The sequence below is a fragment of the Candidatus Erwinia haradaeae genome (assembly GCF_900698965.1).
Taxonomy (GTDB): Bacteria; Pseudomonadota; Gammaproteobacteria; order Enterobacterales; family Enterobacteriaceae; genus Erwinia_E; species Erwinia_E haradaeae_A.
In genome coordinates, this window is sequence record NZ_LR217725.1 from 818,034 (window position 1) to 835,827 (window position 17,794).

At 37.8% G+C, this 17,794-nt stretch carries 12 protein-coding genes and 1 pseudogene; 5 read left to right on the forward strand and 8 right to left on the reverse strand.

The annotated features are described in order from the left end of the window. The first annotated feature begins 1,803 nt into the window (after positions 1 to 1,803). The 5 genes and pseudogenes from rpmF to acpP all read left to right on the forward strand — a co-directional run bounded on the left by rpmF (position 1,804) and on the right by acpP (position 6,079). Positions 1,804 to 1,980 (forward strand): 50S ribosomal protein L32, encoded by a 177-nt coding sequence (gene rpmF, locus CIPSTX3056_RS02550; RefSeq protein ID WP_072666372.1) that lies wholly within the window; start codon positions 1,804 to 1,806, stop codon positions 1,978 to 1,980. Between the two features lie 1,061 nt (positions 1,981 to 3,041). Further along, positions 3,042 to 3,995, forward strand: coding sequence for a beta-ketoacyl-ACP synthase III (locus tag CIPSTX3056_RS02555; protein WP_072666373.1), 954 nt, complete (start codon positions 3,042 to 3,044; stop codon positions 3,993 to 3,995). Between the two features lie 27 nt (positions 3,996 to 4,022). Beyond that, positions 4,023 to 4,965 (forward strand): annotated as a pseudogene (gene fabD / locus CIPSTX3056_RS02560) (ACP S-malonyltransferase). A gap of 1 nt (position 4,966) precedes the next feature. After that, entirely contained in the window at positions 4,967 to 5,701 is a 735-nt protein-coding gene (fabG, locus tag CIPSTX3056_RS02565) for a 3-oxoacyl-ACP reductase FabG (RefSeq protein WP_072666374.1), read from the forward strand. Between the two features lie 147 nt (positions 5,702 to 5,848). Then, positions 5,849 to 6,079, forward strand: coding sequence for an acyl carrier protein (acpP, locus tag CIPSTX3056_RS02570; RefSeq protein WP_072666375.1), 231 nt, complete (start codon positions 5,849 to 5,851; stop codon positions 6,077 to 6,079). Positions 6,080 to 6,155: 76 nt separating this feature from the next. On the opposite strand, the gene CIPSTX3056_RS02575 is transcribed toward acpP, so the two are convergent. The 8 genes from CIPSTX3056_RS02575 to nusA all read right to left on the reverse strand — a co-directional run bounded on the left by CIPSTX3056_RS02575 (position 6,156) and on the right by nusA (position 17,750). Continuing rightward, a complete protein-coding gene (locus CIPSTX3056_RS02575) occupies positions 6,156 to 8,018 on the reverse strand; it encodes a DEAD/DEAH family ATP-dependent RNA helicase (protein WP_072666376.1) in 1,863 nt (620 codons plus the stop codon). Between the two features lie 16 nt (positions 8,019 to 8,034). After that, entirely contained in the window at positions 8,035 to 8,091 is a 57-nt protein-coding gene (gene yrbN / locus CIPSTX3056_RS03490; RefSeq protein WP_125918809.1) for a protein YrbN, read from the reverse strand. A gap of 940 nt (positions 8,092 to 9,031) precedes the next feature. After that, on the reverse strand, positions 9,032 to 11,116 hold the full coding sequence (gene pnp / locus CIPSTX3056_RS02585; RefSeq protein ID WP_072666377.1) for a polyribonucleotide nucleotidyltransferase: 2,085 nt from the start codon (positions 11,114 to 11,116) through the stop codon (positions 9,032 to 9,034). Between the two features lie 278 nt (positions 11,117 to 11,394). After that, positions 11,395 to 11,664 (reverse strand): 30S ribosomal protein S15, encoded by a 270-nt coding sequence (rpsO, locus tag CIPSTX3056_RS02590; protein ID WP_072666378.1) that lies wholly within the window; start codon positions 11,662 to 11,664, stop codon positions 11,395 to 11,397. A gap of 334 nt (positions 11,665 to 11,998) precedes the next feature. Next, the gene (gene truB / locus CIPSTX3056_RS02595; protein ID WP_072666379.1) at positions 11,999 to 12,943 is read right to left on the reverse strand and encodes a tRNA pseudouridine(55) synthase TruB; all 945 of its coding nucleotides are present in this window, start codon (positions 12,941 to 12,943) and stop codon (positions 11,999 to 12,001) included. Continuing rightward, positions 12,940 to 13,356, reverse strand: a complete 417-nt coding sequence (gene rbfA / locus CIPSTX3056_RS02600; protein ID WP_072666380.1) for a 30S ribosome-binding factor RbfA — start codon at positions 13,354 to 13,356, stop codon at positions 12,940 to 12,942. Before rbfA ends, truB begins: the two co-directional genes overlap by 4 nt. Positions 13,357 to 13,493: 137 nt before the next feature. Further along, positions 13,494 to 16,217 (reverse strand): translation initiation factor IF-2, encoded by a 2,724-nt coding sequence (gene infB, locus CIPSTX3056_RS02605; RefSeq protein WP_072666381.1) that lies wholly within the window; start codon positions 16,215 to 16,217, stop codon positions 13,494 to 13,496. 24 nt (positions 16,218 to 16,241) lie between these two features. Continuing rightward, positions 16,242 to 17,750: a transcription termination factor NusA gene (gene nusA / locus CIPSTX3056_RS02610; RefSeq protein ID WP_072666382.1), complete on the reverse strand. Its 1,509-nt coding sequence runs from the start codon at positions 17,748 to 17,750 to the stop codon at positions 16,242 to 16,244. Between the last annotated feature and the right edge of the window lie 44 nt (positions 17,751 to 17,794).

Here is a 17,794-nt window from a genome sequence, read left to right on the forward strand (position 1 = left end):
AAGTAAGCAACTTATCTATTTTATAGATAACGGTATATTGATGTAAATAAGAAGCTATATATTCAGACAATTATAGCGCGTGTATAGAAGACAATTCTATACACGTATACTATAGAATCAGCGTATTATAAATCTAATAGAGATACCATCAGCGTTCACTCAAAAAATATTACCCACAAAAAATTCTTATAATCTGAATATTTCTGAGATAGATGCATATACTTATATTGGATATACATATCTCTTAATCTATATCCTGATGTATAAGATCACAATCTTCTGCATATCTTGTGTAATATGACCTAGTGTTATCTGAAGTATGATGTTTGCTTATACAAAAACTCTCATCAATCACGCCGATATATATTACGTGCTATGCAATTACCTTCATCTTTGTACTTAGTTACTTACACATAGCACTTACAGTTTAAAACCCTATGTCATCTTACAATGTTATTACTATACAGATGAAATAATTTCATAAACTAAGAGCGTTGATTAAACACAGAAGATGTTAATATACTGTATAATGACATTATATTGTTTCTACTGTTATTAACAATAGTGCTTTCATTAGCGGTCTCCAATTTCTGCAAGAAGCACACAAAATATAATGTCTACAGGTATCTGGTTAGTAATATGAATTAACAGTCGGAAACAGCTAATGGGTTGGACTAACGCGTCTTTTCTATAACACACACAGGAGCTTTTCTACTAAAGCATTTAGTAACAAGGAATTAAGATTTTACCAATTCCTTATTGCAAGTATATAAAATACTCTTGATATATGTTATATTGAAATTTTAATTGTTAAACTATCCTGCCGTAATCAAAACACATAAGCATATAATCACGACCATAACGGGGTTGTTATGTAAATATAATTTCAGTGTAATAACAGTATATATAAAAAAATGCATATAGAATTTGATACATCAATTTCTATACCAGATAAAACAGATGGTATCATCAGTAGATAGAGGGCCATACCTTGATATATATATCGATATATATATAATTTTCTATACATATCAAGAGCATTATGTGTTAATAACGCATCACAATTCTCATTATCTATGATAATTCTACATAGAATTATCATAGATAATGCATATAAAACACTTAGTAAGTTTATAAAAAATCACTAGCAAAATTGCTAGAGTCTCTTTTAATAATCATATATTATATAATATATTACTAGAGCATATTATAGATTGCATTCTATAACTCTAACTATAATAATATAAATGGTTGTATCTTCTCGATACATCAGGAGTTGTGAGTAAATTGAGGACAAACCTAATAGAAGCAACTCAAATATAGATAATCAACATACTACCTCATTCTTGAAAGGAAGCACAAAAATACCGCCGACCTGTGAAGATATCTAAAATCAGAGTTATCATCTTACATATTAAGACTTGAATTATATGTAGTGTTTTAATTGCCTAATTATAGATCACGCTAAAATCTTTACAGTGTAAAGATTACACCACTAAAGGAAATTGATATGTTTTGGGTATTACCTGCTCTAGTTTAGCATTAATAATATATAATACATAACATTATCGGTCCGGTAGGACCGATAATGTTATGTCAGTCAAAAGTGAAATATCAGTGATTAGGTGATAAAAATTTTACTTATGCTAGCCCTATCTCTGTAGTCCTATCTCTACTTGATAGAGAAAATATCAAAAAATGTATATGGATAAAAATTTTATTTTTACGCCATATCAAAACAGACAATACCACCGACCGATCATATATTTATAGCCGCACGTATATTATAAAGAGGAAAGATGAATGGCTGTACAAAAAAATAAACCTACTCGTTCTAAACGAGGTATGCGTCGTTCTCATGATGCCTTAGCTAAGCCTACACTTTCCGTAGATAAAGCATCTAATGAAACTCATCGTCGCCATCATGTCACTGCCGATGGTTATTACTGCGGAAAAAAGTTTATCTTTAATGAGTGCTAAGTTTTGGGATATCTTAAAAAATTTAACCTGAACGATAGATGCTAAGGGTAAAGATTGTGACTCCAGCATGATATTACCCGTATCAATAAAATCCCTGGTATCTAATCTAGATTAGAGTATTCTTTTAGTAGATAATCCCAGATGAGTCCCATGATTACTGTTTAATACAGGCTCTATGTTACGAAACGCCTATACATTATGCCTAATCAATTAGGCGTTCAGAGAAATGCTTATCCTATATAGCTTACTCCAACGTATAATCATCGCTCTATGCGACTCACGTGCGAAAAGAGTCAAAAGGGAACATCATACGCATGTTTAAGTACTGGCGATACTAGCACAACGATTAGGTTAGCAAGATTGTTTATTAAAACCTTTGCACACTATTGATCAATCGATAATCACGACTATTTTCTACCCCAACGCAAAGGAAACTACAGTTCCAGATATAGAACATACGATTAATTTAGAGATTACTGTTCTAGTACAATACTACATCATGGTTCCATTAGTAACACAAGAAACTATAGCTATTAAGAGTCCTCGCATAGGGTTAATCTATATTGGCACAATATAAAATAAAAGATTAAGATCTACTCAGGATTTTTTATCTATACGAAAAACTAAAAATCTATAGAAAGCATTCTATGAGGTATACAAACTACTCATCTCCTTACTGGTAAAATAGATGTGCGAATTTATAATAATTTTGCAGAAAACGTTATGGTAAAGCTATAGCTAGTGCTGCTAGGAGAGGGTGTCTCTACTGAAATGAACAAGACTGCATATAGGACACAGAAATACTATTGTCAACGCTTACTTGACAGAGTAGACAATAAATATTTCGTGATACAATTCAAACATACTAATCCTGATTATGAGAATAACGCCTGCTTGTTAGACTTTTAGAACAAAATAATTTAACACTATGTTTCCACAAATTACAATACATTAATCTCAGCTATTCAGCAGAATACCAGGCTGTTTAGAAGAAAACCTTTTTAAAAAAGATGCTCTAGACATCTACAAGCTATCTCATTACCAAAGAGTGACTAAAGTACATGTATACAAAGATTATCGGCACAGGTAGCTATCTACCCAAGCAGATACGAACGAATGCCGATCTGGAAAAAATGGTAGATACATCAGACGAATGGATTAGATCTCGTACTGGTATCTGTGAGAGACGTATTGCACACCGCAAAGAAAATGTAGCAACAATGGGTTTTCAGGCAGCACTTAACGCTTTAGAAATGTCTGGTATTAACAAAACTGATATTAATCTAATTATCGTGGCCACTACATCTTCTAGTCATGCTTTTCCAAGTTCGGCGTGCATGATTCAAAAGATGCTAGAAATTAATGATGCAGCATCTTTTGATCTCTCTGCGGCTTGTTCTGGTTTTACCTATGCACTAAGTGTGGCAGATCAGTATATTAAAAATCGTTCTATAAAATATGCATTAGTAATTGGCTCTGACATTCTATCTCGTATGTTAGATCCTCACGATCGTGGAACACTAATTTTATTTGGAGATGGCGCTGGTGCGGTAGTTTTAGGTCCAAGCAAAGAACAAGGGATTATTTCCACACATCTTCATGCAGATGGACAATATGGCTCTTTATTAACTTTACCGCACCAGGACCGCGAGAAGCTACAGCATCCTTCTTATATTAATATGGCTGGACATGAGGTTTTTAAAATAGCTGTAAATAAACTAGCACATATCGTTGAAGAAACCCTAGCAGTAAACAATCTTGTTTGTGCCGATATTGACTGGCTGGTTCCACATCAAGCGAACCTGCGCATTATTAGCGCCACTGCTCGAAAGTTAGGGTTAGATATGGCTAAAATTATTATTACTCTTTACCGTCATGGTAATACTTCTGCAGCCTCTGTCCCTTCCGCACTTGATGCAGCAGTACGTGATAATCGTATTCAACGCGGTCAATTACTGCTTCTTGAAGCCTTTGGTAGTGGATTTACTTGGGGGTCAGCTTTAGTTCGTTTCTAGTTATTACAACAGTAATTAATAGGAAAAATCATGAGATTTGCAATGCTTTTCCCAGGCCAGGGAGCGCAAAAAATAGGTATGTTAACTAATTTAGCTACAGCGTATAATAGAGTTGAGCAAACTTTTGCAGAAGCTTCGGATGTTCTTGCATACGATTTGTGGAAATTGGTACAAAAAGGTCCGACGCAATTATTAAATCAAACTTGGAGAACTCAAGCAGCCATATTAGCGGCATCTGTATCTATTTTTCGTATTTGGCAAGACAAAAGCACAGATATGCCAACAATACTAGCAGGGCATAGCTTAGGTGAATACAGTGCTTTAGTTTGTGCAGGAGCTCTTTCATTTACTGAAGCCATTAAACTAGTAGATCTACGTGGAAAATTCATGCAAGAAGCTGTACCCTGAAAATTCAGGTGCCATGCAAGTAATTATCGGTCTAGAGGCTACAGCAATAGCTAGAGCTTGTCGAGAGTCTGCGCATGATCAGATTGTATCCTTAGTGAATTATAATTCGCCTCATCAAGTAGTTATTGCTGGTCATAAAGCTGCCGTAGAACGTGCAGGGATCGCCTGTAAGCTTGCGGGGGCAAAAATTATACTAACACTGCCAGTAAGCGTACCATCGCACTGTTCCCTGATGAAATCCGCAGCAGAGAAACTTGCGATTATACTTGACCAAATACATTTCCAGACACCAATGTATCGAGTAGTAAATAATGTTGACGTTATGATTAAAACCTCCCCAAACGCAATAAAAAAAGCTTTAATCCGTCAATTATACAACCCGGTACGCTGGACGGAAAGTATAGAGTTTATTGCGAAACAAGACCTTACTTTATTGTTAGAGATCGGTCCAGGAAAAACTCTCAGCGGCCTAACAAAGCGCATCATACCAACTTTGAAATCAATATCAGTCAATGACCAAGATAGCCTCATCGCAGCGTTACAAAAGTCACGAGGAAAATAATATGAATTTCGAAGGCAAGATTGCAATGGTTACTGGTGCCAGTCGAGGCATTGGACGTGCTATTACAGAAACACTAGCTGCTCATGGTGCTAAAGTTCTTGGGACTGCAACCAGTCAGTATGGTGCAGATACCATTAGCAACTACTTAGGTGATCACGGTAAAGGTTTACTATTGAATGTAAAGATTGCATCTTCTATTGAGAATGTTTTAGAAAAAATTCGCAGTGATTTTGGTGAAGTTGATATATTAGTCAATAACGCAGGAATTATACGCGACAATTTAATCATGCGAATGAAAGATGATGAATGGTATGATGTTTTAAACACCAATCTCACCTCTATATTTCGCTTATCAAAAGCAGTCATGAGAGCCATGATTAAGAAACGCACAGGACGCATTATTACTATTGGTTCTATAGTTGGCACCATGGGTAATATCGGTCAAGCAAATTATGCAGCGGCAAAATCAGGAATCATTGGATTTAGTAAATCCCTAGCTAGAGAAATAGCCTCTCGTGGTGTGACAGTTAATGTTGTGTCTCCAGGTTTTATTGATACTGAAATGACACGCTCTTTAAGTGAGAAAAAGCGGGCGGATCTGATGTCACAAGTTCCTGTGGGTCGTCTTGGACTGGCAGAGGAAATTGCTCATGCCGTTGCATTTTTAGCGTCTGACGAAGCCGCGTATATTACTGGAGAGACACTACACGTTAATGGTGGAATGTTGATGATCTAACCGTGCAATCATGATAATGTATCATTATTATACATAATATATATAAAATGATTTCGTAACTTACTGAAATTTAGTTGCATCTTTTTGAGCATTTTATACACTACAACAACCATCGCGCAAGCGAGTTGTGATAGGAAATAACACTATATGAGCACTATAGAAGAACGCGTTAAAAAAATTATTAGCGAGCAGCTCGGAGTTAAACAGGAGGAAGTTATTAACGTTGCCTCTTTTGTAGAAGATTTAGGTGCAGATTCTCTAGATACTGTAGAACTAGTAATGGCTCTAGAAGAAGAATTTGATACTGAGATCCCAGATGAGGCAGCTGAAAAAATTACTACTGTTCAGGCTGCGATTGATTATATTAACTCTCGCTAGTAATTTGTATACCTACTAGATATACCTTTCAGGCGATTAAGTTATCATCGCCTGAGTTTCAACCCTAGTACATCATTTATACATTATCACGACGACGTGATATATACTTGCCATCGTTAGCATTACCAAAACGACGCTCACTTTTGCGCTCAGTAGTATAGCGATTACCTCCTTTATCAGAAGGCGTGCTTAATCCGATACACGAAGAAACAGTACCAGAGCTACGCTCATGGATACGATCCTTATTACGACTTATATAACGCGGTTGTATATCACCAATGAGTTTTATATTCATTGGTTTATTAAGAATATGTGTTCTAGCGATATTCTGAAGAATTGTATGTGAGATATCTTTTGGTAGCTCAATAGTTGAATATGTACTAAATAGTTTAATATGACCAATCTCACGACTGCTAATATTACCTTCATTCACCATTGCACCAACAATATGACGCACTTCTATGCCGTTATCACGACCTAAGTCAATACGATATAATCGTATATTACTATTTTCTTTACGAAAACGACTGGAGTGTTCTAAAGAACGCACACCACGATCTAAACGATCAACGCGCCGTTCATTAATGTCTCGATGCTCTCGACGCATACGCTGTTGCGGTGGATCCACAGGAACAATAAGTGGTCGTTCACCTTGCGCCATTTTTAATAGTGCTGCAGCCAAGGTTTCTATGTCTCTTGTATCTTTAGGTTGTATTTTAAATAGCAAAGCTCGATATTCTTCTAGATCACCATCGGCTAGTTGTTTTTTTACTTTTTCGGAAAAGCTAGCTAAACGACGCTGAGATAAGATTTGCGTATTTGGGAGCTCAACTTCAGGAATATGCAACTTCATATTACGTTCAATATTACGTAACAAGCGACGCTCACGAGACTCTACAAAGAGAAGAGCTCGTCCTCTACGACCTGCACGACCGGTGCGCCCAATACGATGCACATAAGACTCTACATCCATTGGAATGTCATAGTTAATTACAAAGCTAATACGTTCAACATCTAAACCACGTGCGGCAACATCAGTGGCAATTAAAATATCTAAGCGACCGTCTTTTAAGCGTTCCAGTGTTTGCTCACGTAGCGCTTGATTCATATCACCATTTAGCGCAGCACTATTATAGCCACTGCGTTCAAGCGCTTCAGAAACTTCTAATGTTGCATTTTTAGTACGTACAAAAATAATTACAGCATCAAAATCTTCAGCTTCTAAAAAACGGGTCAGCGCATCTGTTTTTCGACCATAGACAGGCCAATAGCTCTGATGAATATCTGGCCTTGTGGTAATATTCGATTGAATACGTATTTCTTGTGGATTTTTCATAAAACGTTTAGTAATACGGCGAATCGCTTCTGGCATTGTAGCAGAAAACAATGCAGTCTGATGAGTATCTGGAATCTGAGACATAATCGTTTCTACATCTTCAATAAAACCCATGCGAAGCATTTCATCAGCCTCATCTAATACTAATCCACGCAAATGAGATAGACTTAATGTGCCACGTTTCAGATGGTCTAGTAAACGACCTGGTGTGCCGACTACAACTTGCGGACCCTGACGAAGGGCGCGTAACTGAATGTCATAACGTTGCCCCCCATAAAGCGCTACGGTATGAACACCTCTCATATTTTTAGAGAATGCCGCTATAGCTTCGGAGACTTGCATGGCTAGCTCACGAGTAGGTGCCAATACTAAGATTTGAGGAACTTTTATAGTTGAATTAATGTTATGTATTAGTGGTAATGCAAATGCTGCAGTTTTCCCACTACCAGTCTGCGCCATACCTAGTACATCTCTTCCGGCTAAGAGATGAGGAATACATTCAGCTTGAATAGGAGATGGTTTAATATAACCCATGCTGTTTAAAGACTTTAAAAGGTCTTCTTTTAGACCTAGGGAAGAAAAAGTAGTATGGGGATTCGTCATGTAGTACATATGCCTCTTAGCTTTCATCGGCCAGTCTACATAACTCGTCGTGAAAATTATTAGTTATTTTCATTAAAAAGTGTGAACCGGCTCAAGTTAATGGTTTGAATAAACTAAAAACCTCATTTATAAAATACTTATTATGCAAAATTTAGAGACATGAATAACTTAATATCAGGTTACTCTTGTTATTACTATCTAATAAAAGTCTCTTATGTCTCTCTAAGGCAGTATCTGCTAGATTAATTGTTATCTGATAAGTAATTAGATATTAATCCAATGATTAGATTCTAAAGATAAATACTATTTCTTAAAAATCCTTCTATTTCTTCCATTTTAGGGTGACTTATTTTATTTTAATACAGTGTGGTATAATTGAGATATTTAGAATATTGAATATACTTCTCTATTTTATTTAGATTGATTTTGACTCGACTAGTAGCTTTTCAAAAAAATGCGGAAATCGATTTATAGTTAAATATAAATAATTATTTCTTGTTCAGTGTTTACCTTGAAAATCTCAGCAAGAATCTCCTGAACCTTCTGTTCACTTAGAAGAAATTAGTATGTATACATCATGATACACACACAGTGTTTCGAGAAAAACTTTTATCATCGATTCTCAATACATGTCATAAAATAGCATTTTTATGCTATATCTATGCATTTTATGCTATATCTATATCATATCTAAGCTTAATACACCATACAATATCAGTACACTATTTTACTACCTCTACCTCCACATCATTACCATAGGTGCAACTAAATGCCTATACTAGGCAGGAGCTGCACACGTGCTAGACCTTATGCTTTGCTATTCGTATCATCACCTGATACAATCAGAGACATCCTGCAAATATCTATAATCTCTTCAGAAAGAAATAAACATATTTCATGATATGTTATCGATAGAATCATGAACAGAGAACATTGGTGAAATACTATCAAAATAAATAGACTGTGTCTTTATGACAAAGTTTATGATTCTATAGGATTATCTATGATAATGTTTACTGTATAGCGTCTTTTATACTTAAACGCACACGACCCTGTCTATCAATTTCTAATACTTTTACTGGAATCTCCTGACCAACTTTCACATAGTCAGTGACTTTTTCAATACGTTTATCAGCTATCTGAGAGATATGCACTAAACCTTCTTTACTGCTACTAATCGCAACGAAGGCACCAAAATCAACAACACGTGTCACCTTCCCATTATAAATACGACCCACTATAATTTCTGCAGTGATCTCCTCAATACGACGAATAGCGTATTGCGCTTTTTCATCATTATTGGCTGCGATTTTGATTCCACCATTATCGTTAATTTCAATGCTAGTTCCCGTTTCCTCGGTTAGTGCCCGAATTACTGAGCCCCCTTTACCGATCAAATCTTTTATTTTATCAATACTGATCTGCATGCTATGCATGCGAGGCGCAAACTGTGATAAGTTATCACGAGGCTTACTAAGCGCCTGATCCATAACGCTAAGAATGTGTAAACGCGCACCCTTGGCCTGAGCGAGAGCAACGTTCATAATTTCACGCGTAATCCCTTCAATTTTTATATCCATCTGAAGTGCACTAATTCCCTCTCTGCTGCCTGCTACTTTGAAATCCATATCACCTAAGTAATCTTCATCACCTAGAATATCAGAGAGGACTACAAAATTGAGATCATCTTTTACCAAACCCATAGCGATACCGGCTACTGCAGACTGAATAGGTACACCAGCATCCATTAATGCTAAGGATGCACCACAAACAGATGCCATAGAAGATGAACCATTTGATTCGGTGATTTCAGAAACTACGCGTACTGTATAAGGAAAAGAATCTCCTTTTGGCATTACCGAAAGAACACCGCGTTTAGCTAAACGACCATGCCCAATTTCACGCCGTTTAGGTGAACCGACAGTGCCGATTTCACCAACAGAGTATGGAGGAAAATTATAGTGGAACAAGAAATTGTCAGTACGTTCCCCCATCAATTCATCCAGGTTTTGCGCATCACGCGCAGTCCCTAGTGTAGCGGTGACCAATGCTTGAGTTTCACCACGAGTGAATAATGCTGACCCATGAGTACGCGGCAGTATACCCGTACGTATATCTAAAGCACGAATCATGTCTTTTGCGCGACCATCAATTCGCGGTTCGCCACGCAGAATACGATTACGCACGATATTTCTTTCTAAAGAGTATAGATAAGCATTAACTCCATAAAGATCTAAGTCTGGATTGTCTGCTAATATTTCTGCACTTACTTCAGATTTAATCCGGTTTATCTGAATATATCGCTCCTGCTTTTGAGTGATATGGTAAGCCTCACTTAAACGAGATGTAGCTAACTTATCTATACAAACACGCAATGTATCATTAAGAATTTCTGGGTTCCAATCCCACTTCGGTTTTCCTGCTAAAGCGACTAAAGAATTAATATTTTCAATTACGACCTGTTGTTGATCATGTCCAAATGCTATGGCGTCCAAAATTTGATCTTCGTTTAATAACGCAGCTTCAGATTCAACCATTAAGACTGCTCTTTTAGTGCCAGAAACTACTAAATCTAGCGTACTTTCTTTTAACTCATCACTGGTTGGGTTTAAAACGTACTGATTATTAAGATAACCAACACGTGCAGCACCAATTGGTCCGTTAAAGGGCAAACCGGATAAGGCTAAAGCGGCAGAAGCACCAATCATCGCAACAATATCTGGGTTCACTTGGGGATTGATAGAGACTACGGTAGCAATCACCTGAACTTCGTTAAAAAATCCCGCTGGAAACAACGGTCGAATTGGACGATCAATTAAACGTGAGGTGAGCATTTCATTTTCACTTGGACGCCCTTCACGCCTAAAAAAACTACCAGGTATGCGACCAGCAGAATAAGTACGCTCTTGGTAGTTTACAGTCAGGGGAAAAAAGTTTTGACCTGATTTTGCTATTTTTTCTCCAACTACCGTGACGAATACCGTCGTGTCGTCCATGCTAATCATTACAGCTGCAGTAGCCTGACGCGCCATCATTCCAGTTTCAATAGAAATTATATTTTTACCATATTGAAATTTTTGTACAATCGGGATAAGCAAAATTAGTTCCTTAATATTAAGTCTTGGGTATAGTACCTATTATGACTAGGTCGACTTGCATAGAATATTATATCACTTTTTGATATAAACATATCAATAGCTTCAACTAAAACAGTCATTAGACTATAAAGTTTTTTTCTTATCTCTTATCAAAAGATCATCATTCACTACAGTGATACTAAATGATAAAGATATCATCTATCTCTCACTCTTCTAGCGCTTCAAGAAATAAGTCAGTCTCCTGAGAGACTCATGAATATGATCAGACAACGCTATAACTAGCGTCGTAAACCTAGGATATCAATCAATCGAGTATAACGAGAAATCTTTTGACGTTTGAGATAATCTAGCAACTTGCGACGCTTTGATACCATACGCAGCAAACCTCGACGACTATGATGATCTTTCTTATGCTGAGAGAAATGACCCTGTAAATGGTTAATCTGGGAAGTCAGAAGTGCAATTTGCACTTCTGTTGCGCCACTATCATGAGAATGACGACCAAAATCAGAAATAATTTGTGCTTTCATTCTAGTGTTTAGAGACATAAAATAACTCCAATTTTTCTAAAATCTATACAAGGACTCTAACTTCTAATACATTATATCAAAATACATTAACTAAAATAGATTATGTGAGAACATTTAGCATGATAAAATTAATATATAAACATTTATGATTGTTTTAGAATGATTGTAGTATGGAATAATCACTTCATCTTTAGTTAAAGGTAACAACTCTAATCAGATCACAGCAACACGCCCTTAACCTTGCATGTTAGCAAAAAAACGCAAATAGACATAGTCAGCATTGTTAATAACTTTAACAAAGTGTACATGTTATACAACGCTTCCGATTATCTCTTAATATTGCATACACTATCTAAGAAGAAGATCTAGATAAGAGCCTACGTGGTACCAATAGACTATTATTGATAATCTCTGCTATTCCAACAAAATTAGACTCCACTCCTTCAGTTACGCGAACTAAGCCATTGGCTGGAGCATTCACTAATGATACTAAGCAACCATTTTTCAAATATCGAGCCATAATACTTGACAAATTAACCGATGGATAATGAGCGATCGGACTATCCATAGGCATCAACAGAGAATCAAGAAGGTTTTGTGATCTAGAGTCGATATCTTTTTTGTCATTAAGTATAGCCTTAAGAGACTGCATAGTAATCATCTGGGTCGTAAGATAATTAGAAACCTGTAAGCGACGTAAATAGCACACATGTGCACCACAGCCTAGTTTTTCACCAAGGTCATCGATGATAGTTCGAATGTATGTTCCTTTTGATACACGCAGATCTAGCTCTAATTCATTTCCCTCATAGCGTATACATTGTAGCATACTCACCGAAATCTTGCGTGATTTACCTGGAACATGCACTCCTGCACGTGCATACTCGTATAATTTACGTCCCTTATATTTTATCGCTGAGTACATGGGTGGAATTTGCTCTGTGTCTCCACAAAAACTATCTAGAACCTCCTCAAGCATATTAGCATTAAACGTCACTGGACGTTCGCTTAATAGCACACCACTTACATCTGCTGTATCAGTCCTTTGCCCGAGTCGGGCAATCACACGATAATGTTTATCTGCATTCAATAAATATTGTGCAAACTTAGTGGACTCACCTAAACAGATAGGCAGCATACCTGTTGCTATTGGATCCAGTGAGCCAGTGTGTCCTGCCCGCTTCGCATTATATATGCGCTTAACTTGTTGCACAGCCTGGTTTGAGGAGATGCCGTAAGGTTTATCTAAAAGCAGAACTCCATGAACATTACGACGCGGATCATAAGAATCGCTCATGATTGCAATGAGCCTAGTACCAATGCTTGTTCTTCTAACAGTTGATTCCCTTTATCACCTTGAGTGACATTAGTAACTAATTTAGCAATACGCATGCCTGTTAATAGGGAATCATCATGGTAAAAACTAAGCTTAGGGGTCATTCTAATATTTATTGCTTGACTCAATAAAGTACGTATATGACTAGCAGCCCCAGATAAAATTTGTAAATTAAATGCTATTTCTACTTTATTTTTATCCTGAAGAAATGTCACAAATACCTTTGCATATGCTAAATCGCGAGACACGTTCACACTAGATACAGTAATCATTCTGTCTAACCGTGGATCTCTTATTTTAGACTGAAGAATAATTGCGATCTCTCGTTTAATCTCTTGAGAAATGCGTTTCAGTCGATCAAATTCTTTTGCCATTGGTAAATCTCTATATACTTCGCTGAGTTATACGCGATTCTATTAATGTTTAATATTAATCTTAATCAGAACGCCGATTTTATGCTGCTATACATTCTAATATCTGGCATATCTTTAGTATCTTATCAATTATTGAGTTATTCAGCGATAGTTCGCTGAATCTCAAGAATTTCAAACACTTCAATCGTATCACCGATATGTACATCATTATAATTTTTTACACCAATACCACATTCTATGCCATTACGAACTTCACTAACATCCTCTTTGAAGCGACGTAAAGATTCTAGCTCACCTTCATAAATTACTATATTATTACGCAAAACACGGATTGGATTATGACGCTTAATAATTCCTTCCGTGACCATGCAACCAGCAATAGCGCTAAATCGAGGGGATTTGAATACATTACGTACCTCTGCTAAACCTATAATCTGCTGTTTATACTCAGGCCTTAGCATACCGCTCATAGCTAGTTTTACTTCATCAATGAGGTGATAGATTACAGAATAGTAACGCAGATCTAAGTTTTCCTCATCAACTATTCGCCGTGCTGTCGCGTCAGCGCGAACATTAAAACCTACTAAAATCGCACTAGATGCAGCTGCCAGTGTAGCATCAGTTTCAGTAATGCCGCCCACACCAGAACCAATAATCTTTACTTGTACTTCTTTACTAGACAGTTTCACTAAAGATTCTGAAATTGCTTCGACTGAACCCTGCACGTCGGCCTTTAATACAATATTCATTTCAGATGTCTTGCCTTCTGAAATGTCAGAAAACATCTTTTCTAGCTTTACTTTCTGTTGTCGAGCTAGTTTTACTTCACGGAATTTACCCTGTCGATACAGTGCCACTTCACGTGCCTTCTTTTCGTCACGTACTACTGTTGCTGTATCACCAGAAACCGGTACACCAGACATACCAAGAATCGCAACTGGAATAGATGGCCCTGCTCTTAACACTTCTCTACCAATCTCATCCCGCATACCACGAATTCGCCCATACTCCAAACCACACAGAACAATGTCACCTTTCTTAAGTGTGCCTTCTCTTACTAGAATCGTCGCTACTGGACCTCGTCCTTTATCTAAAAAGGACTCAATAACTACACCACCTGCCATGCCTTCATGTGCTGCAGTGAGTTCTAAAACTTCCGCTTGTAGTAAGATAGCTTTTAAAAGGTCATCAATGCCAGTACCAAGTTTAGCAGAAACATTGATAAAAATATTATCACCTCCCCACTCCTCCGGGATAACTCCATATTGTGTTAATTCTTTTTTAACGCGCTCTGGATCAGCTTCCGCCTTATCACATTTATTTACTGCAACTAAAACAGGTACGCTGGCTGCTTGCGCATGCTGAATTGCCTCGGCAGTCTGGGGCATAACACCATCGTCCGCAGCCACCACTAGAATCACAATATCTGTAATTTCCGCACCACGCGCCCTCATAGCAGTAAATGCTGCATGACCTGGTGTATCCAAAAACGTTATCATACCATTTGTAGTTTCGACGTGATACGCACCAATATGCTGAGTAATACCACCCGCCTCACCTCGCGCTACTTTAGTAGACCGAATATAATCTAGTAATGAAGTTTTACCGTGATCTACATGACCCATAATAGTCACAACTGGTGCCCGGGCTTTACGTATAACATTAGTGTCACGATCACTCATTAAGGCAGCTTCTAGCGCATTTTCACAACGTAATGTAACTTTATGACCCATATCCTCTGCTACTAATTGTGCAGTATCCTGATCAATAACCTGATTAATTGTTGCCATAGCGCCCAATTTCATCATAGCTTTAATTACTTGAGAACCCTTCACAGCCATTTTGTTAGCTAATTCTGCTACAGTAATAGTTTCACCAATAATAACATCTCGATTAATAATCTGAACCGGTTTATTAAAACTCTGATGTAACAAACTCGTTTTGCGCTTTCCAAACTTTCCACCACGTATTTGTGCACGTGCTTCTTCGCGATCAGTTTTGGCTTCTGCGTGCTTGTTGCCTTTTTTGCGCACATGACCCTTGCTTGTTCTTATAGTGCGGCTACGACGATCACCTTCAACTTGAGCGTCATTTTCATCTTCGGCTGCACGCGCATGTGTTGAAGTAGTCAGATGGTAATCTGTAGCATCTTCAATATCTTTTATTACTGACGTCCATTCTTCACCTTTCTCTTCTGCCATTTGACGTGCCGCTTCCGCTACTTTCTTGGCAGCTTTCTCGATCTTACGATGCGCTTCTTCCTCAGACTTGCGTTTCAATTCGGCAGATTGTGCTTCGCGACGAGCTTTCTCAGACTGAGAAACACGTAATCCATCATCAGGTTCTTGTGTGCGGCCTTGATCTTTATCGATCATTTGAGATTTAGATTTATTAGATTTTTCAGATTTTGCTAAAATAATATCTGGACGTTGTGTATGTTTTTGCACATTAGATTGAACTGTAACTTTAGGCTGATTATTTCCTAACTCTGTTAGGATACGCTTTTCCTGTGCGACTGTATCTTCCTGTTTAGTGCAGGCAATGGTTTCTCCTCGTTCAGACGAAGACAGAATACTCTTTGTATATGTGCGTTTTTTACGTACTTCAATATGTACCGACTTACTTTTACCTCCGGTGCCAAGAATATTTAAAGTGCTTCGCGTCTTACGCTGTAAAGTTAATTTACTAGATCTAGCATCATAGTCGTGATTTAGATAAGAAAGTAGCATTTCTTTTTCACGCTGACTCACAGAGTCGTGCGTAGACTTTTTCATCCCCGCATCAGAAAATTTCTGAACTAGGCGTTCTATTGGCATTTGAATCTCTGCTGCTAACGATTTTATAGTTACATCTATTGTCATTCTGTCCCTTCCTGCTACAGTTGATTACCCGTCAGAGTCGAACCAACATATATTGCGTGCAGCCATAATTAGTTCACCCGCGCGAAATGTATCAGTTAATCCATCAATATCTGAGAGATCATCTACACCCTGTTCGGCAAGATCTTCCAGACTGCATACCCCCTTTGCTGCTAGCTTAAATGCTGTCTCCCGATCTAATCCAGTGAGGTTAAGCAAATCCTCAGAGGGTTGTGCGATCTCACGGCCCTCTGTTCTGGCAAGTGCGAGGGTAGTCAATACATCTTTCGCTCGGCTTCGCAATTCTTCTACGTAACTTGCATCTAGACCATTCATTGCTAGGATTTCATTAATTGGTACATAAGCAAATTCCTCTAAAGAAGAGAACCCTTCTTCTACCAAAGCAGTGGCAAAGGTTGCATCAATATTGAGATGCTTAGTAAAGACATCAATGGCAGCATGCTCTTCAGCTTGATGTTTAGCTTGTAAGTCCTCCATTTTCATAACATTCAGACCCCATCCACTAAGCTGTGAAGCTAACCGTACATTTTGCCCATTCCGACCAATTGCCTGGGCTAAATTTTCAGCTTCTACAGCGATGTCCATGGTATGACTATCTTCATCTACCACAATTGACGAGACATCTGCGGGGGCCATCGCATTAATCACAAACTGTGCAGGATTATCATCCCAAAGTATGATATCAATACGTTCACCACCTAGTTCACTAGACACTGCCTGTACACGTGCACCGCGCATACCTACACAGGCACCTACAGGATCGATGCGCTTATCATTAGTTTTTACAGCAATCTTAGCCCGAGAACCCGGGTCTCGAACTGCAGCTTTAATTTCCAACACTTCTTCAGCGATCTCCGGTACTTCAATACGAAAGAGCTCAATAAGCATCTCAGGTCTAGAGCGACTAATAAATAATTGAGTACCCCGCGCCTCAGGGCGAATAGCATACAAAACCCCGCGCATACGATCACCGACGCGAAAATTCTCTCGAGGTAACATATCTTCGCGAAGAGCTAATGCTTCAGCAACAGTGTTCGAACCATTATTTAAACGAACCTCCAGTAAAATATGATCGCGAGTAACTTTTTTGACCGTGCTCGTAATAATTTTACCTTCTTTTTTTCGAAATTTGTCAAGAATCATTGCACGTTCAGCTTCACGCACTTTTTGAACAATAACTTGTTTAGCGGTCTGAGTTGTAATACGATCAAAAGTAACAGATGCGATTTGTTCTTCAACAAATCCACCGACAGAAAGAGACGCATTATCATAGCGTGCTGCTGCTAATGTAATTTCACAGGTGGGCTGCATAACTTGTTCAACAATTAACCAGCGACGGAAAGTTTTAAAAGAGCCACTTCTTCTATCGATACTGACACGTACATCAATATCCTTTTCATATTTTTTTTTGGTAGCTGTTGCAAGCGCACTCTCTAGCGCTTCGAAAATTTTCTCACGTGGAAGCGACTTTTCATTGGAGACAGCTTCTACAACAGCTAAGATTTCTTTGTTCATCTTAAGTATGCCTCAATCTGGACTTTAAAAGGTGGACAACCACG